General features: G+C 45.5%; 14 protein-coding genes. 2 read left to right on the top strand and 12 right to left on the bottom strand.

From position 1 onward, the window contains the following. Positions 1-53 precede the first annotated feature (53 nt). Positions 54-434 carry a response regulator gene (locus tag ACFQ0C_RS16835; RefSeq protein ID WP_258218160.1) on the bottom strand — a complete coding sequence of 127 codons (381 nt, stop codon included), beginning with the start codon at positions 432-434 and terminating at the stop codon, positions 54-56. A 213-nt stretch (positions 435-647) separates the two neighbouring features. On the opposite strand from ACFQ0C_RS16835, the gene ACFQ0C_RS16830 reads away from it, so the two are divergent. Next, positions 648-1,031, top strand: coding sequence for a hypothetical protein (locus ACFQ0C_RS16830; RefSeq protein ID WP_379368235.1), 384 nt, complete (start codon positions 648-650; stop codon positions 1,029-1,031). 10 nt (positions 1,032-1,041) lie between these two features. Here ACFQ0C_RS16830 and ACFQ0C_RS16825 read toward each other — a convergent pair whose 3' ends face one another. The 9 genes from ACFQ0C_RS16825 to ACFQ0C_RS16785 all read right to left on the bottom strand — a co-directional run bounded on the left by ACFQ0C_RS16825 (position 1,042) and on the right by ACFQ0C_RS16785 (position 9,376). Then, on the bottom strand, positions 1,042-1,419 hold the full coding sequence (locus ACFQ0C_RS16825) for a gamma-glutamylcyclotransferase family protein (RefSeq protein ID WP_379368234.1): 378 nt from the start codon (positions 1,417-1,419) through the stop codon (positions 1,042-1,044). Positions 1,420-1,455: 36 nt separating this feature from the next. Further along, on the bottom strand, positions 1,456-2,208 hold the full coding sequence (locus ACFQ0C_RS16820; protein WP_379368233.1) for a LamB/YcsF family protein: 753 nt from the start codon (positions 2,206-2,208) through the stop codon (positions 1,456-1,458). A gap of 238 nt (positions 2,209-2,446) precedes the next feature. Then, positions 2,447-2,734 carry a CD3324 family protein gene (locus ACFQ0C_RS16815; RefSeq protein ID WP_258218156.1) on the bottom strand — a complete coding sequence of 96 codons (288 nt, stop codon included), beginning with the start codon at positions 2,732-2,734 and terminating at the stop codon, positions 2,447-2,449. 617 nt (positions 2,735-3,351) lie between these two features. Then, positions 3,352-4,365: a 5-oxoprolinase subunit C family protein gene (locus tag ACFQ0C_RS16810; protein ID WP_379368232.1), complete on the bottom strand. Its 1,014-nt coding sequence runs from the start codon at positions 4,363-4,365 to the stop codon at positions 3,352-3,354. 161 nt (positions 4,366-4,526) lie between these two features. Next, positions 4,527-5,309 carry a 5-oxoprolinase subunit PxpB gene (gene pxpB, locus ACFQ0C_RS16805; protein ID WP_379368231.1) on the bottom strand — a complete coding sequence of 261 codons (783 nt, stop codon included), beginning with the start codon at positions 5,307-5,309 and terminating at the stop codon, positions 4,527-4,529. Between the two features lie 56 nt (positions 5,310-5,365). Continuing rightward, a complete protein-coding gene (locus ACFQ0C_RS16800) occupies positions 5,366-6,169 on the bottom strand; it encodes an alpha/beta hydrolase (RefSeq protein WP_379368230.1) in 804 nt (267 codons plus the stop codon). A gap of 122 nt (positions 6,170-6,291) precedes the next feature. Further along, positions 6,292-7,401, bottom strand: a complete 1,110-nt coding sequence (gene hisC / locus ACFQ0C_RS16795) for a histidinol-phosphate transaminase (protein ID WP_379368229.1) — start codon at positions 7,399-7,401, stop codon at positions 6,292-6,294. A gap of 173 nt (positions 7,402-7,574) precedes the next feature. Further along, positions 7,575-7,685, bottom strand: coding sequence for a YjcZ family sporulation protein (locus ACFQ0C_RS16790; protein ID WP_379368268.1), 111 nt, complete (start codon positions 7,683-7,685; stop codon positions 7,575-7,577). A 107-nt stretch (positions 7,686-7,792) separates the two neighbouring features. Next, positions 7,793-9,376, bottom strand: a complete 1,584-nt coding sequence (locus tag ACFQ0C_RS16785; RefSeq protein ID WP_379368228.1) for a bifunctional metallophosphatase/5'-nucleotidase — start codon at positions 9,374-9,376, stop codon at positions 7,793-7,795. Between the two features lie 216 nt (positions 9,377-9,592). Here ACFQ0C_RS16785 and ACFQ0C_RS16780 point away from each other — a divergent pair, with 216 nt between their 5' ends. Continuing rightward, complete coding sequence (locus tag ACFQ0C_RS16780) at positions 9,593-10,564, top strand: phosphate/phosphite/phosphonate ABC transporter substrate-binding protein (RefSeq protein ID WP_258218149.1); 972 nt, start codon at positions 9,593-9,595, stop codon at positions 10,562-10,564. Between the two features lie 87 nt (positions 10,565-10,651). Here the strand turns inward: ACFQ0C_RS16780 and ACFQ0C_RS16775 are convergent, their stop codons facing one another. Both ACFQ0C_RS16775 and ACFQ0C_RS16770 read right to left on the bottom strand, forming a co-directional pair. Continuing rightward, positions 10,652-12,016, bottom strand: a complete 1,365-nt coding sequence (locus ACFQ0C_RS16775) for an MATE family efflux transporter (RefSeq protein WP_379368227.1) — start codon at positions 12,014-12,016, stop codon at positions 10,652-10,654. 11 nt (positions 12,017-12,027) lie between these two features. Continuing rightward, positions 12,028-12,606, bottom strand: coding sequence for a TetR/AcrR family transcriptional regulator (locus ACFQ0C_RS16770; RefSeq protein ID WP_379368226.1), 579 nt, complete (start codon positions 12,604-12,606; stop codon positions 12,028-12,030). Between the last annotated feature and the right edge of the window lie 1,121 nt (positions 12,607-13,727).

Here is a 13,727-nt window from a genome sequence, read left to right as displayed (position 1 = left end):
TGTTCACTTCCAGTCGTTTTCGATTTCAATTTAGCTACTCTTAAACAGGCGGCTCACTGTCTGCTTTCGATTAATTGTTGGACGGTGTCAACCAACTGCAAGGGGCTGAAGGGCTTTACAATATATGTACTAACTCCCGCAGCACTCGCACGTTCACGATCCTTCTCCAGCGCTTTGGCAGTCAGTAGGATTACAGGAGCCGTTTGATTCGGATTTTCATGGTTACGCAGCCACTCGCACACCTCAACACCAGTCAATTCAGGCATCATATAATCAAGAATAATCAGATCATATCTTTCCCGTTGAATATATCCGAGCGCTTCTTTCCCATCCTCCGACTCTGTAATCTCATACCCCTCATCTGCAAGGGTTTCAGTCAATAAAAATCGCAAAGCCAACTCATCATCAGCTAATAAAATTTTGTAATTGCCCATCTTCGGATCTCCCCAAATTTCGCCTCAAATTTTTGTTTTATTATATCATTTTACTCGCAAACTTTGTTGGAATATTTCACACAAGATTCTTACATTCAGGAAAAAATACTTATTTATAAGTAATACGAACTATGGTATTATATAAAGACAGGTTTATTTGATTAAAACTTAACCTTTATTGGATACTTTGAACTATAAAAGGAGAAGAACTTTATGGACAATATTGACCATCTTATAAAAAAAGTGTCGAAATATATCTCCTTCGGTCAACCGGTATCTTCAGGTTCTGTTTATAGTCAACGAATTTCAGACCCCCGAATCCCTATGTTGGCTTACTATATGTCCATGAAACTGCGCAATGAAGAAGAGCAGTATTATCATGAGATATGGCTAAAGAAAGAAGGACACTTCGCCATTACCGAAGCTTGGTATAAGGACTCCAACGTTTCTCGTAAAATATTTCAAGACAATGTCTCGTACGATGATATCAAAAGCACATTTAGTGAAGAAGACGCCCATGGACTGGCTATCCGTATGACAGAGATTATTAAGAAATCAGAAAAGGAAGACTGGAGTTCTACCAGAAAGAGAGCTTAAGGAGATACCCTTAGCTCTCTTTTTTGTTATAGGCTCTCCAAGAGCCCTCTTTTATTCTGTCATTGCCTCGAGGCTCTAACCAAACGTATATCCAGCCTTCCCTTTTGGTAAAAGCGTCATGAACCCACACTCTTTCATAGTCGTTGTCAGCTCCAGGGCCATAATATTCCTCAAGCACATCCATAGCAGACAAGCCTTCCTCAGTAACCGTAAGCCATTCGCCATGAACTACATGTGATCCCCCGCCTATTACCACAGCCGGATATGAACCGCAGCCATAGAGTTCTCCCAGCACAGCTCCAGCCTCAACTTCAAGCAAATGAGGAGCTACAACATGATGATTGGATTCTCCTACAAGCAAAGTGCCATACACAAACACTGATATCATCGGGATACTCCTTATTTCAGCGGATAACACCCTTATCTAAATCTTAAGCGCACGAACAGCAATACCGGCCAGCTCCAGCCTTTCGCGAATCTTTACAGCAAACTGCAAGGCATGCGGTCCGTCTCCATGAATGCAAACCGTATCAGCCATCCAAAACTCGCGGCTGCCCTGATGAATGCCGCTGTTCACCATTGCAATCACTTGATCGGCAGCAGCGTCTGCATCATGCAGCAGGGCATGCGGCTCGGTTCGCGGCGTCAAGGTTCCGTCCGCACGATACGTCCGGTCAGCAAAAATCTCTCCTGCGACCCGAAGCCCTATTCTACTCCCGGCCTTAACCAGCTCACTGCCTGCCAAGCCGAAGAGTATCAGCTCCGGATCAATGCGATACACAGCTTCCGCAATAGCCTCTGACAAGGCTGCATCAACTGACGCCATATTGTAAAGGGCACCATGCGGCTTCACATGCTGAAGAGCAGAACCTTCGGCGCGTATGAATCCCCATAATGCACCAATTTGGTACACAGTCATTTCGTAAGCTTCCTCCGCCGTTACTTGCATGGCACGTCTGCCAAACCCGGACAAATCAGGCAGTCCGGGATGCGCGCCAATGGCAACTCCATTGTCGAGGCATTTACGTACAGTTCGACGCATGACAGCGGGGTCCCCTGCATGATAGCCGCAAGCAATATTCGCAGAAGTAATATGCTTCATTAACGCTTCATCCTGCCCAAGCTGATAGGCTCCGAAGCTTTCACCCATGTCACAATTCAAATCGATGCTGCTCATTATTTCCCCCCTGAAAAGCTTGATCAGTCCCCTTATGCCTTGCTTGACCAAGGGAACTACATAACCAAGGATAAACGGATAAACGCGTCCTCGATGTACAATTTACGTTTTGCGGAAGAACTCGTTCCGTTATCCAAGTATAAACTTATATTTTCTACGCAACGAAAAAAAGCCTTCCGGCTTTTTTCAAGTGTATGGAAATCCGGCATATTGGTCAACTGCGTTCGTGCAGCTCCGGCTAGTGCTGATGCACAGCCATGCCGCGAGTCTTTACAATAATTTTGCGAATGCTGTCTTCGGACAAATGATATTTTTGTATCAGCTCCGGAACGGTCGAACCGTTCTCATAGAGCCGGTATATTTCGGTATTGCGCCGCTGAATCGTCTGGCGAGTGCCATTATTTTCTCCCCAGCCTGCACGAGTTTGTTCTTTTTTGGGAATATAGATAATCTCTCCCGAAATATAATCCTGCAATTGCTTAAGCAGGCTAGCGGGAAGAATATCCTTTCCGTTTTTGTACCCCATCGATGAAATCCTCCTTCCGTGCTTTAGTTGCAAGCGCCGCCGTGAAAGAGATAAGCATTTTCATCTTCACACCTCCTGAAGGTAGTTAGTAAGCTAACAAAAGCAAGTCATAATTGATCAAGCTTGGATCGTCAGCATGTAGGGTCACACATGAAAACAAAAAAACACGATCTGCCGTATCGTGCCTGGGTTCCATATTATATATTATGGTTCATGTCAATGACGTCAGGTGACGGTGATGGAGAAAATGCTTATTCAATTGTCACAAAACCCTTTATTGGTAAATGTGCCTTCATACATCGAACGCCACTCCTTTCGTCTTAGTTTCATGATTCCAAATACTTCCTTATTATACCTTATGTATATGTTTAATGTCCATGACCGAATTGTCTTTTAAGAAATAGAGGGAGGCTAGTAAAGCCTCCCCGTTTGTTATGGAGCCTCTGCTTACGCAGAGACCACCTCAAGTATTGTAATCATCGTTCACGATCACTCCTTTCCGTTAAATCGTTAGCTGGCCAGCTACACTACTATTAACACATAAATCCAGCTTCTAATTCAAGCTAAAAAATAATTATATTCGTTTTCTCCAAAACAAGGGTCTTTTGAACAGCCACTCATGAGCCGGCGATTTTTAAGCTGATAGCGGCGGCAAGCTCCCGCAGCTCCAGCTGCTGTTGAATATATAGCGCCTGGGCAGCAGCAAGTGATATTTCTTGGAAGCGCAGCATGCTTCCAGGTCGCATTTGAGCGAGAACTGGCAAATCAACCGCCGCCACCTGAGCCATACGGGGATACCCGCCAGTGGTTTGAGCGTCAGCCATTAGAATAATAGGCTGACCGTCCGGCGGAACCTGAACCGTGCCCATAGTCACGGATTCGGATATCATTTCGAGCGGCTCGGATAGGAGAAGACGCTCGCCGTTCAGTCGGTAGCCCATGCGATCCGACTGTGGGGTTACACGGTAGGGCGTGGACAGAAAGCTTTGCAGGCTCCCGCCTGCAAAGCTTTCTGCTTCACGCCCACGAGTCACGCGCACCACCGGATGCTCCGCATACGGCGGGCGTGCCTTTGGCGCGATCGCCCACGCAGCCGGGGCGATCTGTGCCTCTGGCGCAGCCGCGGCCAAGCGCGCGGCTAGCGCGGCAGCGGCCGCCGCAGGCGGGCCGACCTGCAGCCGGTCACCCGGCTGCAGTGCCCGGCCTGCGAGGCCGCCGAGGCGCGAGCGCACGTGCGTGCTGCGGCTCGCCAGCACAGCGGGCACGGCGATGCCGCCCGCCACAGCGAGGCACGCGCGCGCACCGCGGCGCGTGTGGCCGAGGCGCAGCGCGGTGCCGCCGCGCACGAGCACAGGCCGCCAGCCGGGCAGCGGCGGCCCTTCTTCATCGCGCGCGTCCATATCCGCGCCGCATAACGCAACGAGCGCGTCGTCGTGGAACTCGAGCGACGCGCCCGTGAGGGTCATCTCGAGCACAGCTGCGCCGGGCTCGTTGCCTACCAGCAGGTTCGCTGCCTGCAAGGCGAACCTGTCCATAGCACCGCTTGTGACGACACCGATACCGCGGTAGCCAAACCTTCCCCCGTCTTGTACCGTAGTGAACAGCCCCGCCTTAATGACTTCAATGGTCACTGCATAATCCTCCATCCTTAGCCTTAAGGTTTATGTAGCCTTAAACATTCCTGCAACCTAAGCCCCCTGTTGATCACAAAGTATCCCAGGAAGCTTATTCATATCGAATCTTGCAGTCATCCTATATAAGTCCGACACTCCCGTAAGGTTTTGCATCCAAATTATCTTTGGACTGCTGCGTCAAATTCGGCTACCGTTATTGGCATGAACCTGACATAATCTCCAGCACTAAACAGAGACGGCTGAGAAAGAGCAGGGTCAAATAACGTCATAGGCGTCCGTCCAATCAACTGCCAGCCTCCAGGAGTAGCCAATGGGTAAATCCCCGTTTGCTCACCAGCTATGCCTACAGAGCCTGCAGGTATTTCTCCCCGAGGAAAGCTGCGTCGTGGCGTCTGCAGACGCTGAGGCAAGCCTCCCAGATATGGAAAACCTGGGACGAAGCCTATCATATGTACCAAATAAGTAGTGGAGCAATACAGCTCTACAACTTCTTCTGGCCGCAAGCCTGTATGAAGCGCTACCTCGCCCAAATCCGGCCCGTGAACTCCACCGAAACAAACCGGTACGGTCTTAATACGGGCAGCAGGCTCAATTGCTCTACTTTCCAGACTATCCTCGCCGACATCCCCGGGCTGCTGCTCTCGCAAACAATGATGTATCCAGCGGCAAACCAGCTCATAGGGGGTTCTATTCTCATTCGGGTCATAGCCACGAGCAGATTTCAAATATAATGCAACAGGATCATAATAGACGGTCACAGTCCGATAAGCTGCAACCCATTCTATAAGTTCAGGGAACCGATGCCTCTCCAAGCTTTCTAAACAATGGTCTATAAGTCTCCAGGTTTGGTCATCAATACCGCCTTCCCAGCGAATAACAACAGCCTGTTCTCCTAAAGGATACAACTCATAGCTCGCTCCCGGGTTCCGTGTATAAGCCATCTCATCCTCCATGCTGATCATTGCGGGGATTTATTTTAAACCACAAGGTTACGAAATTAATCAGAAGACGGACTAAACCCTTGTCTCTTCAGCCAATCCGCACATAGCTCCGGCCATGCTCGTACACCAGGTTGTTCTGCTGCAAGACCGAGTCCATGCCTCCCGCTTTCAAATACATGCAGTTCATAAGGAACCTTATTACGGCTAAGAGACGAAGCAAAAATAAGACTATTCTCTACCGGAACTGAAGCATCATCTGCAGTGTGCCATAGGAATGCAGGAGGCGTCTGCTCTGTCACTTGATATTCACTGGACATATGCTCAACAAGAGCTGCATCTGGAGATTCGCCAAGTAGATTTTGCTTGGAGCCGGAATGTTTAAACGATATAAAGCTAATAACCGGATAGCACAATACAAGTAAATCCGGCCTGCAGCCTTCGCGTTCAATCGGATCTTCCGCATCAGGTTGACCATTGTCATAATGCGTTCCGGCAGAGGATGCCAAATGGCCTCCAGCAGAAAAGCCCAAAATACCAACACGGTTAGAGTCAATATTCCATTCCTTCGCTCTGCTGCGGACTGTGCGGATCGCCCTTTGAGCATCCAGCAGCGGATTGGGATGTTTATAGGGTGCAACGCGGTAATGTACAACAAAAGCGGAAATCCCCAAAGAATTCAACCACAGAGCAATTGGCTCTCCTTCATGGTCAGCTCTCCGAGCATAACCACCACCTGGACATACCACTACCGCAGCTGTAGGATGATCCACCTCAACCAGGTAAGGCACCAGGGTTGGTTTGTCCTCGGCAGCATCTCCCAACGCATTCGGTGTTCCATTCGGCCACAACAATAGACTCATTAAATAATCCCTCCTGAAATAATGTAATTGCTCAAATCTTATAAGCTTTGATTCGATCATACTACATCAATCAGCATATTTGAATCCAACCATTGGAAAAAATAGTATACTACCATCCGTAATTACCGCATAATTTCCTTCAAGCTTTCAAGCAAGCATTCATTTTCCTCCGGCAGCCCAACCGAAACGCGGATATGATGCGGGAGGCCCCAAATAGCGGCGTAGCGGACAATAATTCCTTTGGCAAGAAGCTGGTCATAAATAGATTTCGCTTCCGCTCCTAACTCCACCAGAACAAAATTACTCATACTAGTCGTGTAGTTCAAGCCAAGCTCGCTGAATCCCTTATACAGCTGCTCCCTACCCAAGTCGTTCACATGAACCGATGCTTGTACGTGTTCTTCATCCGTGATAGCTGCAGCTGCTGCTGCTTGAGCCAATGCATTCACATTAAAAGGCTCCTTCACCTTCAAAATAGTACTTATAACAGCTTCAGGAGCAACTCCAAAACCTACACGTATTCCCGCAAGTCCAAATATTTTAGAAAATGTTTGCAGTACGATAACCGGATATCCAGCTCTGACATATTCCAAACCGTTTGTATAATCATCTGCATAAGCATAGTAACTGTAAGCACTATCCACCATCAGGAGAACATGTTTGGGCAAAGCTTCAATGAGCCGCTTTAAGTCTGCAGCCGGAATATAAGTGCCCGTTGGGTTGTTGGGAGAGCATATGTACATAATTTTGGTCCGTTCCGTTACAGCTGTAAGCAGTGCATCGACATCATATTGGTAATTTTCCGCAAGTGGAACAGGCACAGTCCTGGCTCCCATCAAATGTGCGCCAAATTCATATTCACTGAAAGAAGGTGAAGGTACGACAACTTCATCACCCGCTTCCAGAAACGCTTCAGAAACTAGCGAGATCAGCTCATCTCCACCGTTCGTTACAATAATTTCTTCCGCTTTAATATCTAGCTTAGCTGCTATAGCAGCACTCGCAAGCTTAGCCCCTGCATCAGGATATCGGTGTATTTCCGTCACAAAGCTGTTAATAGCGGCAATCGCCTTAGGCGAAGCACCCAGCGGATTTTCATTAGAAGCCAGCTTGATAACCTTGGTCAGGCCTAGCTCGTTTTGCACTTCCCAGATCGGCTTGCCTGGTGAGTAAGGCTTGATTTTTTCGAGAGTTTTACGAGGGACAATGTTGATTTCCTTTAAATTTTCCATGAAGTCAGCTCCTAATCTAAATTTATGTTACTTCAATGCTTTAATTCGATAATACATCACCGCGTTCATTAAGTAAATATATTTCCAAAAAAATCTGCTTAAATCTATAGAAAAAAGCAACTAGCGCTGAAACAGCCTAGTTGCTTTTGGGTATCATTTATGGTCGATCATAATTAGATACATGCTCTCAAAACGATAACAAGAAGGATGAACAATACTAAAATAACACCTGTGCTAGTAAATATACCTCCAACTCCACAACCAACTCCACCTTCTAATCCCAATCCCATACGTTAACCCTCCTTTTCACAATGGATTAATGTATAGTATGTGGGCAAGTCTCTTATGGTTTGGACTATCCCTGCCTATCTATAACAAGTGTTCCAATTGCCTACCATATAACTTCCCAATTCGAGTTTAAAGCAGCTTCTATGGTGCCCTTTTCCATAATATAGGTAGCTAACAATTCAGCCATATCGGTTGGAATATCACGGACAACCGGTTTCCCTTGAAACATTGCATAGTTGCCTCCGCCTCCGGCACGGTAATTATTCATCACCACATCATATTCACGGTTACGGTCAATAGGCTGACCCTCATACGTCAAATGGACAACCCGTTCCCCTTCCGGCCGCGAAATATTGAGCTTGTATTCGATGCCCTCCCACATGTCGTAATTATAATGCTGTGGCTTGGGATCACTAAAGGCCGGATTAACCTGAACCGATCCGCCTGTGTACGTGGCAAAATATGATGCAGAGCGCTCGAGAGCATCCTTAATATCTTGTCCGGTTATCCGTATCACCTGCAGCGTATTCGGATATATGTAATTGGATACAATATCACGCATCGTGATGTCTGGAGGAAATCCCGGAGAAATATTATCAAATAATGCAGTATTGGAAATACTCGCACCCGAGATATCCATCTGCACCCGATTTATAAACTCAATCAAAGGATGTTCCTTCAGCCGAACCTCCATAGGATCCGTTATTAACATATTACCAAGCAGCTTGCCAATAGGTTGATCAAGCCATTGCTGGGTAAGTCTCTCATCAGCTTGCAGCAAATCAATGATCTTCTCTACCGGCTTCGCCCCGCTTGCTGATAGCAGCTCGGAAGACGCGGTTACTATTTTCCACTGGTCATTTTCTTGTTCTAAATGAAGCTGAACCTTCCCTAGGTAGGCGCCTTGACTTCCTGGCTGCACTACCACAACATCATTAATACTAAGGCCGGATATTAAGCGGTGCTGGTGTCCGGTAAGGAGCACGTCAATGCCTTCGACTTGTTGGCACAAGGCATAGCCTACATTTTCACCTGTCTGCGGTTCCGTAGGTTCACCAGTCTCAAGATTACGTTCGAAGCCTCCATGATATGAGACAACAACTACATCAGCTTTTTCCTCATCCCTCAGGTGAGCAACCCATTTCTGTGCAGTCTCTAGCACATTTTCAAACCGCAATCCTGCAATATGCTCCAGCTTTTCCCAATGAGGAATATAATTAGTAGTTAATCCGAGAATAGCAACGCGAGGGCCGTTATCAAAAGCTTTCATTATGTAGGGTTTACCGAAAAAGGGTTCGCCACTCACCTCATCCACAATGTTAGCGGCCAGCCACGGAAAAGACGATTCCTTTACTGCTTTATTCAACAAGGGGAGCCCGTAATTGAACTCATGGTTGCCAAGAACAGCCGCATCGTACTGCAGCTCGTTCAGACAACGTATCATCGGATTCTCCACATTTGCATTCAAACGGGCGTGATGATAGGCTAATGGAGTTCCTTGAATCAAATCCCCATTATCAATGACGATCAAGTGGGGATTACGAGCCCGTTCTTCAGAAATCAAAGCAGCCAATTTGGCAAATCCTTGCTCAGTGGGCTCATTATTTGCATATTGAATGGGTAACATATAACCGTGAATATCACTGGTCTCCAAAATGGTTATCTTAATTTTCGCATTTTTTTCCATATCCGAATCAGCTCCAACTTTGAAATACTCTTCTTTTACAAGCTCAACTACTTCAATATATCAAAGAAACGATTGGGAATTCAATGTCTAACTGGCCAATAAGTGGATGGGAGATTCATTTACATCAAGTTTACAAACTTTTTACTGATGAGTATTCTATTATATGCTATAGTAGTATATGGATTCGATTCCACAATTAACAGGAGGTCAAAAAAAATGTTCAAGAAATTTGCAGCGGTAAGTTTAACACTAATGTTATCAGCAGGAATCGCTGCTGGCTGTGGGAGTAAAGTAGAGAATAAACCAGCCGCACCAGCTCCTGCACCGGCACCTACAGAGAAAGCAGCGCCTGCAGGCTATGCACCTAAAGAGCTTACAGTACAGTTCGTTCCTTCCCAAAGTGCTGAAACACTCGAAGCCAAAGCAAAGCCGCTAGAAAAGCTGCTTGGCGACCGTCTCGGCATACCAGTAAAAGTATCCATTTCCACTAACTACAACACTATCATTGAAGCAATGGCTTCCAAAAAAGTGGATATCGGCTTCTTGCCTCCAACTGGATATGTATTAGCGCATGATGAGAAAAAAGCAGCAGATCTATTGCTTCAAGCACAACGTTATGGCGTTGATGATGCAACAGGTCAAGAAGATAAATCCAAGCTTGTAGATTCCTACAAGTCCATGATCATCGTAAAAAATGATTCCCCAATCAAAACGATTGAAGATCTTAAAGGTAAAAAAGTGGCTTGGCAGGATGTAACTTCTTCCGCTGGTTACATTTACCCAGGTCTTGAGTTGAAGAAGAAATCAATCGATCCGGATAAAGATGTAAAAGGTATCGTTGTTAAAGGTCATGACAAAGGCGTTCTTGCTGTATTAAATGGTGAGGTTGATGCTGCTGCCGTGTTCCAGGATGCTCGTTTGAACGTTGTTAAGGATGTTCCAGACGTGTTCTCCAAAACTCGCGTTCTGTTCTTTACAGCACCTATTCCTAACGACACTATCGCTGTTCGTACAGACATGAGTGAAGAATGGCGCAAAAAGATTTCCGATGCTTTCATCGCTATCGGTAAAGATCCAGCTGGTCAACAAATCATCTATGAAGTATATTCCCACCGTGGTTATACAACATCCGATGACAAGAAATTTGATGTTGTTCGTGACGCTAACAAACAAATGGGCGGCAAATAAGCAGCCTATAACAATAATAAAACAAGACCGTACTCGGAATTTATTCCGGTACGGTCCTTTTTTTTGTAAGCTGCCCTTACCTTTACCTTATCGACTAAGTCCAGCAGATGCGGTTAAAGCCCTGCCTGTTTGCTTCCTGATATATAGGTAGACTGTCAGCGTCACTATACATTCGGATAGTGGAATCGCGAGCCAAATACCGTTTATGCCCCAAATATGAGGCAGTGTAAATAGAAAAGCAATCATCAGGAGCATTTCCCTTGCAATCGTAATCCAGATAGCCATTTTGACCTGTTCTGTCGCTTGAAAATAAGTCATCATCACAAAGTTAATTCCCATAAATAAGTAAGCGATGAAAAACAACCGAATTCCCGTAATAGCCAGCTCCCGGACATCAGCTGAAAAATCCCCGAACATTGATACAATTGCATCCGCGGCAAAAATGCCGACCAGTAATATTCCAATTCCTGTACCCAACGCTGTTTTGACAGCAATTCGGATCGTTTCTCGCTCCCTCACACGCTGCTTCGCTCCACGATAGAAGCTGATTAGCGGCTGGATAGCCGAGCCCATACCAATGAACATCATAAGCATCACACTGTGCACATAATTCAATATGGAGAACGCGGATACTCCTACCGTCCCCACCCAATGAGCCATAGCAATATTATAGCCTGCTGTAAAAACAGCTATCCCAACTTCCGCAATGAAGCTCGGGAATCCAATGATCAGAGTGTTTCTTGTTAACTCCCATGAAAAGGTTGGCTTGCTAAATTTGAGCGTGCTTTCTTTTCGTAAAAAATGAGTAAACAATACACATGAACCAATCGCAGCCGCACCGATTAGTCCCCATGCGGAGCCCGCTACGCCGAAATCCAATACGAACAAAAATATATAATTCAAAATTACATTGGAAATGGCTGTGACCACCATCGAGATCATAGCAAGATTAGGATTGCCATCGTTTCGGACAAACACGCTGAACGAATTTTGTACTGTAAAAACAAAGCCGCAGGATAAAAGCACATTCATATAATCCATTACATAGGGCATTGTTTCCGCGTTAGCACCGAGGAAAAGCGCCACCGGTTCACGCAGCATGAAGGCAATAAATCCAATAACAATCGTTATGCTAAAAATCAATGTAAGTGAATGTGTAAATATGGACTGCGCTTTGGTATATTGCTTGGCGCCTAAAGCTTTGGAATAGAGTGCCGCTCCTCCAATACCAATCCATAATGAAATGGCCATATAAATCGAAAATACTGGGAAAGAAACGTTAATTCCAGCCAACGCTACCGATCCGAACCGATGCCCCACAAATATCCCGTCTATAACTACATTGATGGACATCATGAACATACCGATAAGAGATGGAATCAAGTAACGGAAAAACACTTTTGCCACGGAATCGGTTTCCAGTGATTGTAAACTTCTGTTTTGATTTTGCATGGTTATACCTCTTAACTATTTTTCTTGTATTGTATTCCTTCCCATAGAAGGGAGAAGGTTACCTCTGATGCGTGTACAAAGCGCTCGGGACTTTCAAATATTAATTTTGCCGTCAAGCCATCATAGATTGTGTGAACAGCCAACGCCGCTTTTTTCGAATCAACCGAAATAGAAGAATCGTCACTGAAAGCCAGCTCAAGCAATTCTAATAATTGCCTCGAATAAGCTTCATATAAGGTGAGAAATAAATCCTGTAATCCCTCAGGAGGAATAAAAGCCATTAGAAACATAAGCTTCACATTTTGCTTATCCAAATAACGGTCTTTCATTTCGAGAATGAATATGTGAAGAATATCCTTCATGGATTTTCCCTTATGTTTATCAAAAAAAGCAAGCAAATAGGCCATTTCCTGTTTCATCGCTTCTTCGTGGATTTCAATAACCAATTCCTTCTTATCCTTGAAATGGGCGTACATGGATTGTTTTTTGATGCCTGCCTCACTTGCTATATCAGCAAGCTTCGTACCTTCGTAGCCAAATTGTAAAAGATGGCTCACTGCAATTTTCTTAAGTTCCTCTCGTCGACTCATTTATTCCCTCCTTGCGCAGCATTTCAACCTCATTACCTTACCACAGTCAGGTAAAAAATAAAAGTCATTTCCAACTATTCACTTTTGGTATATAAGCAAACCTCGCGTGGGGTTCGACCTACCGCCATGCAATCCCGCAACGCGCGCCCGGGATTCGCGCGCGTTGGAAAATATCACGGCCTAATCCATTACCATTGTAGTATTCCCTATGTACCTTCACTGCTAAAGCGGTGGCGTGTCTTCATCCCCTTTAACACTGCTGATCACTCGCTTGGGAGGAAATGAGGTGCGCTATTTCATTGTTTTCACGTTAGTATTCGAGTGAAACGGAACTAGGATCACTTATTTGTTTAAAAATAAGGCATTTCAGCCTATAAAAATTGGAATAGCGCATCGTAGTTCCTCGACTTCATGAAATGGGATCGGTTTGCAACCAATAGAGGATTCACGTTCCGTTAGTCAGCGGGATTCATATTAGATGGATCCAAAGACATAGCATAGGATGGATTCCCTTCAATGCAAAGAAAGACTTCCCCTCTACTGTATATAGAGTTGGCTATCCGTACCTGATCGAAGGCCCGTAGACTCATTGAAATCTATTTGCTTCCATACATTCGAGTCCGACCTTTACCTTACCCAAAATTGAAATAAGGAGTAAGCTTCGCTCACCCCAAAACATATCCAATATGACGTGTAAGAAAAACCATCAAGAAATTTACCCTGATTGTCCTTATTCTATAAACTCATACGTATGTACGTGTGGAGGGATGGATGTGAGATTACGGACGCTATTGTTGAGGTGATTTTACTTAGTATCGTTGGCTTGCAGCGGTGGGGATACGAGCTTCAAATGACCGCAATAAACTGCTAAAATAAGGGGCAGTCACATCTACCATTTTATCTTCGATATATGGTTGCGAAGAATCCTCACATCCCTTTCCAACGCGCGCGAATCCCGGGCGTGCGTTGCGGCGATACATGGCAGCCTAGTAAACCCCACGCAAATATCAGGAAAAATGGATCTCTGTCAAGAAAGTAGACACTCAAATAAGAGATATCACACAACCTTTTTGTAATACATGGCCTCGTATTGATCCGGTGAAACATAGCCCAAAGAACCA

Source organism: Paenibacillus sp. GCM10027630, from assembly GCF_042676305.1.
Taxonomy (GTDB): Bacteria; Bacillota; Bacilli; order Paenibacillales; family NBRC-103111; genus Paenibacillus_S.
The sequence above is the reverse complement of the archived record's forward strand: the minus strand, read 5'-3'. Positions and strand labels throughout refer to the sequence as shown.

Bases quoted from the DNA above. Each gene is read 5' to 3' on its own strand.
- ACFQ0C_RS16835 (WP_258218160.1), bottom strand. From the start codon at position 434: ATGGGCAATTACAAAATTTTATTAGCTGATGATGAGTTGGCTTTGCGA.
- ACFQ0C_RS16830 (WP_379368235.1), top strand. From the start codon at position 648: ATGGACAATATTGACCATCTTATAAAAAAAGTGTCGAAATATATCTCC.
- ACFQ0C_RS16825 (WP_379368234.1), bottom strand. From the start codon at position 1,419: ATGATATCAGTGTTTGTGTATGGCACTTTGCTTGTAGGAGAATCCAAT.
- ACFQ0C_RS16820 (WP_379368233.1), bottom strand. From the start codon at position 2,208: ATGAGCAGCATCGATTTGAATTGTGACATGGGTGAAAGCTTCGGAGCC.
- ACFQ0C_RS16815 (WP_258218156.1), bottom strand. From the start codon at position 2,734: ATGGGGTACAAAAACGGAAAGGATATTCTTCCCGCTAGCCTGCTTAAG.
- pxpB (WP_379368231.1), bottom strand. From the start codon at position 5,309: ATGGCTTATACACGGAACCCGGGAGCGAGCTATGAGTTGTATCCTTTA.
- ACFQ0C_RS16800 (WP_379368230.1), bottom strand. From the start codon at position 6,169: ATGAGTCTATTGTTGTGGCCGAATGGAACACCGAATGCGTTGGGAGAT.
- hisC (WP_379368229.1), bottom strand. From the start codon at position 7,401: ATGGAAAATTTAAAGGAAATCAACATTGTCCCTCGTAAAACTCTCGAA.
- ACFQ0C_RS16785 (WP_379368228.1), bottom strand. From the start codon at position 9,376: ATGGAAAAAAATGCGAAAATTAAGATAACCATTTTGGAGACCAGTGAT.
- ACFQ0C_RS16780 (WP_258218149.1), top strand. From the start codon at position 9,593: ATGTTCAAGAAATTTGCAGCGGTAAGTTTAACACTAATGTTATCAGCA.
- ACFQ0C_RS16775 (WP_379368227.1), bottom strand. From the start codon at position 12,016: ATGCAAAATCAAAACAGAAGTTTACAATCACTGGAAACCGATTCCGTG.
- ACFQ0C_RS16770 (WP_379368226.1), bottom strand. From the start codon at position 12,606: ATGAGTCGACGAGAGGAACTTAAGAAAATTGCAGTGAGCCATCTTTTA.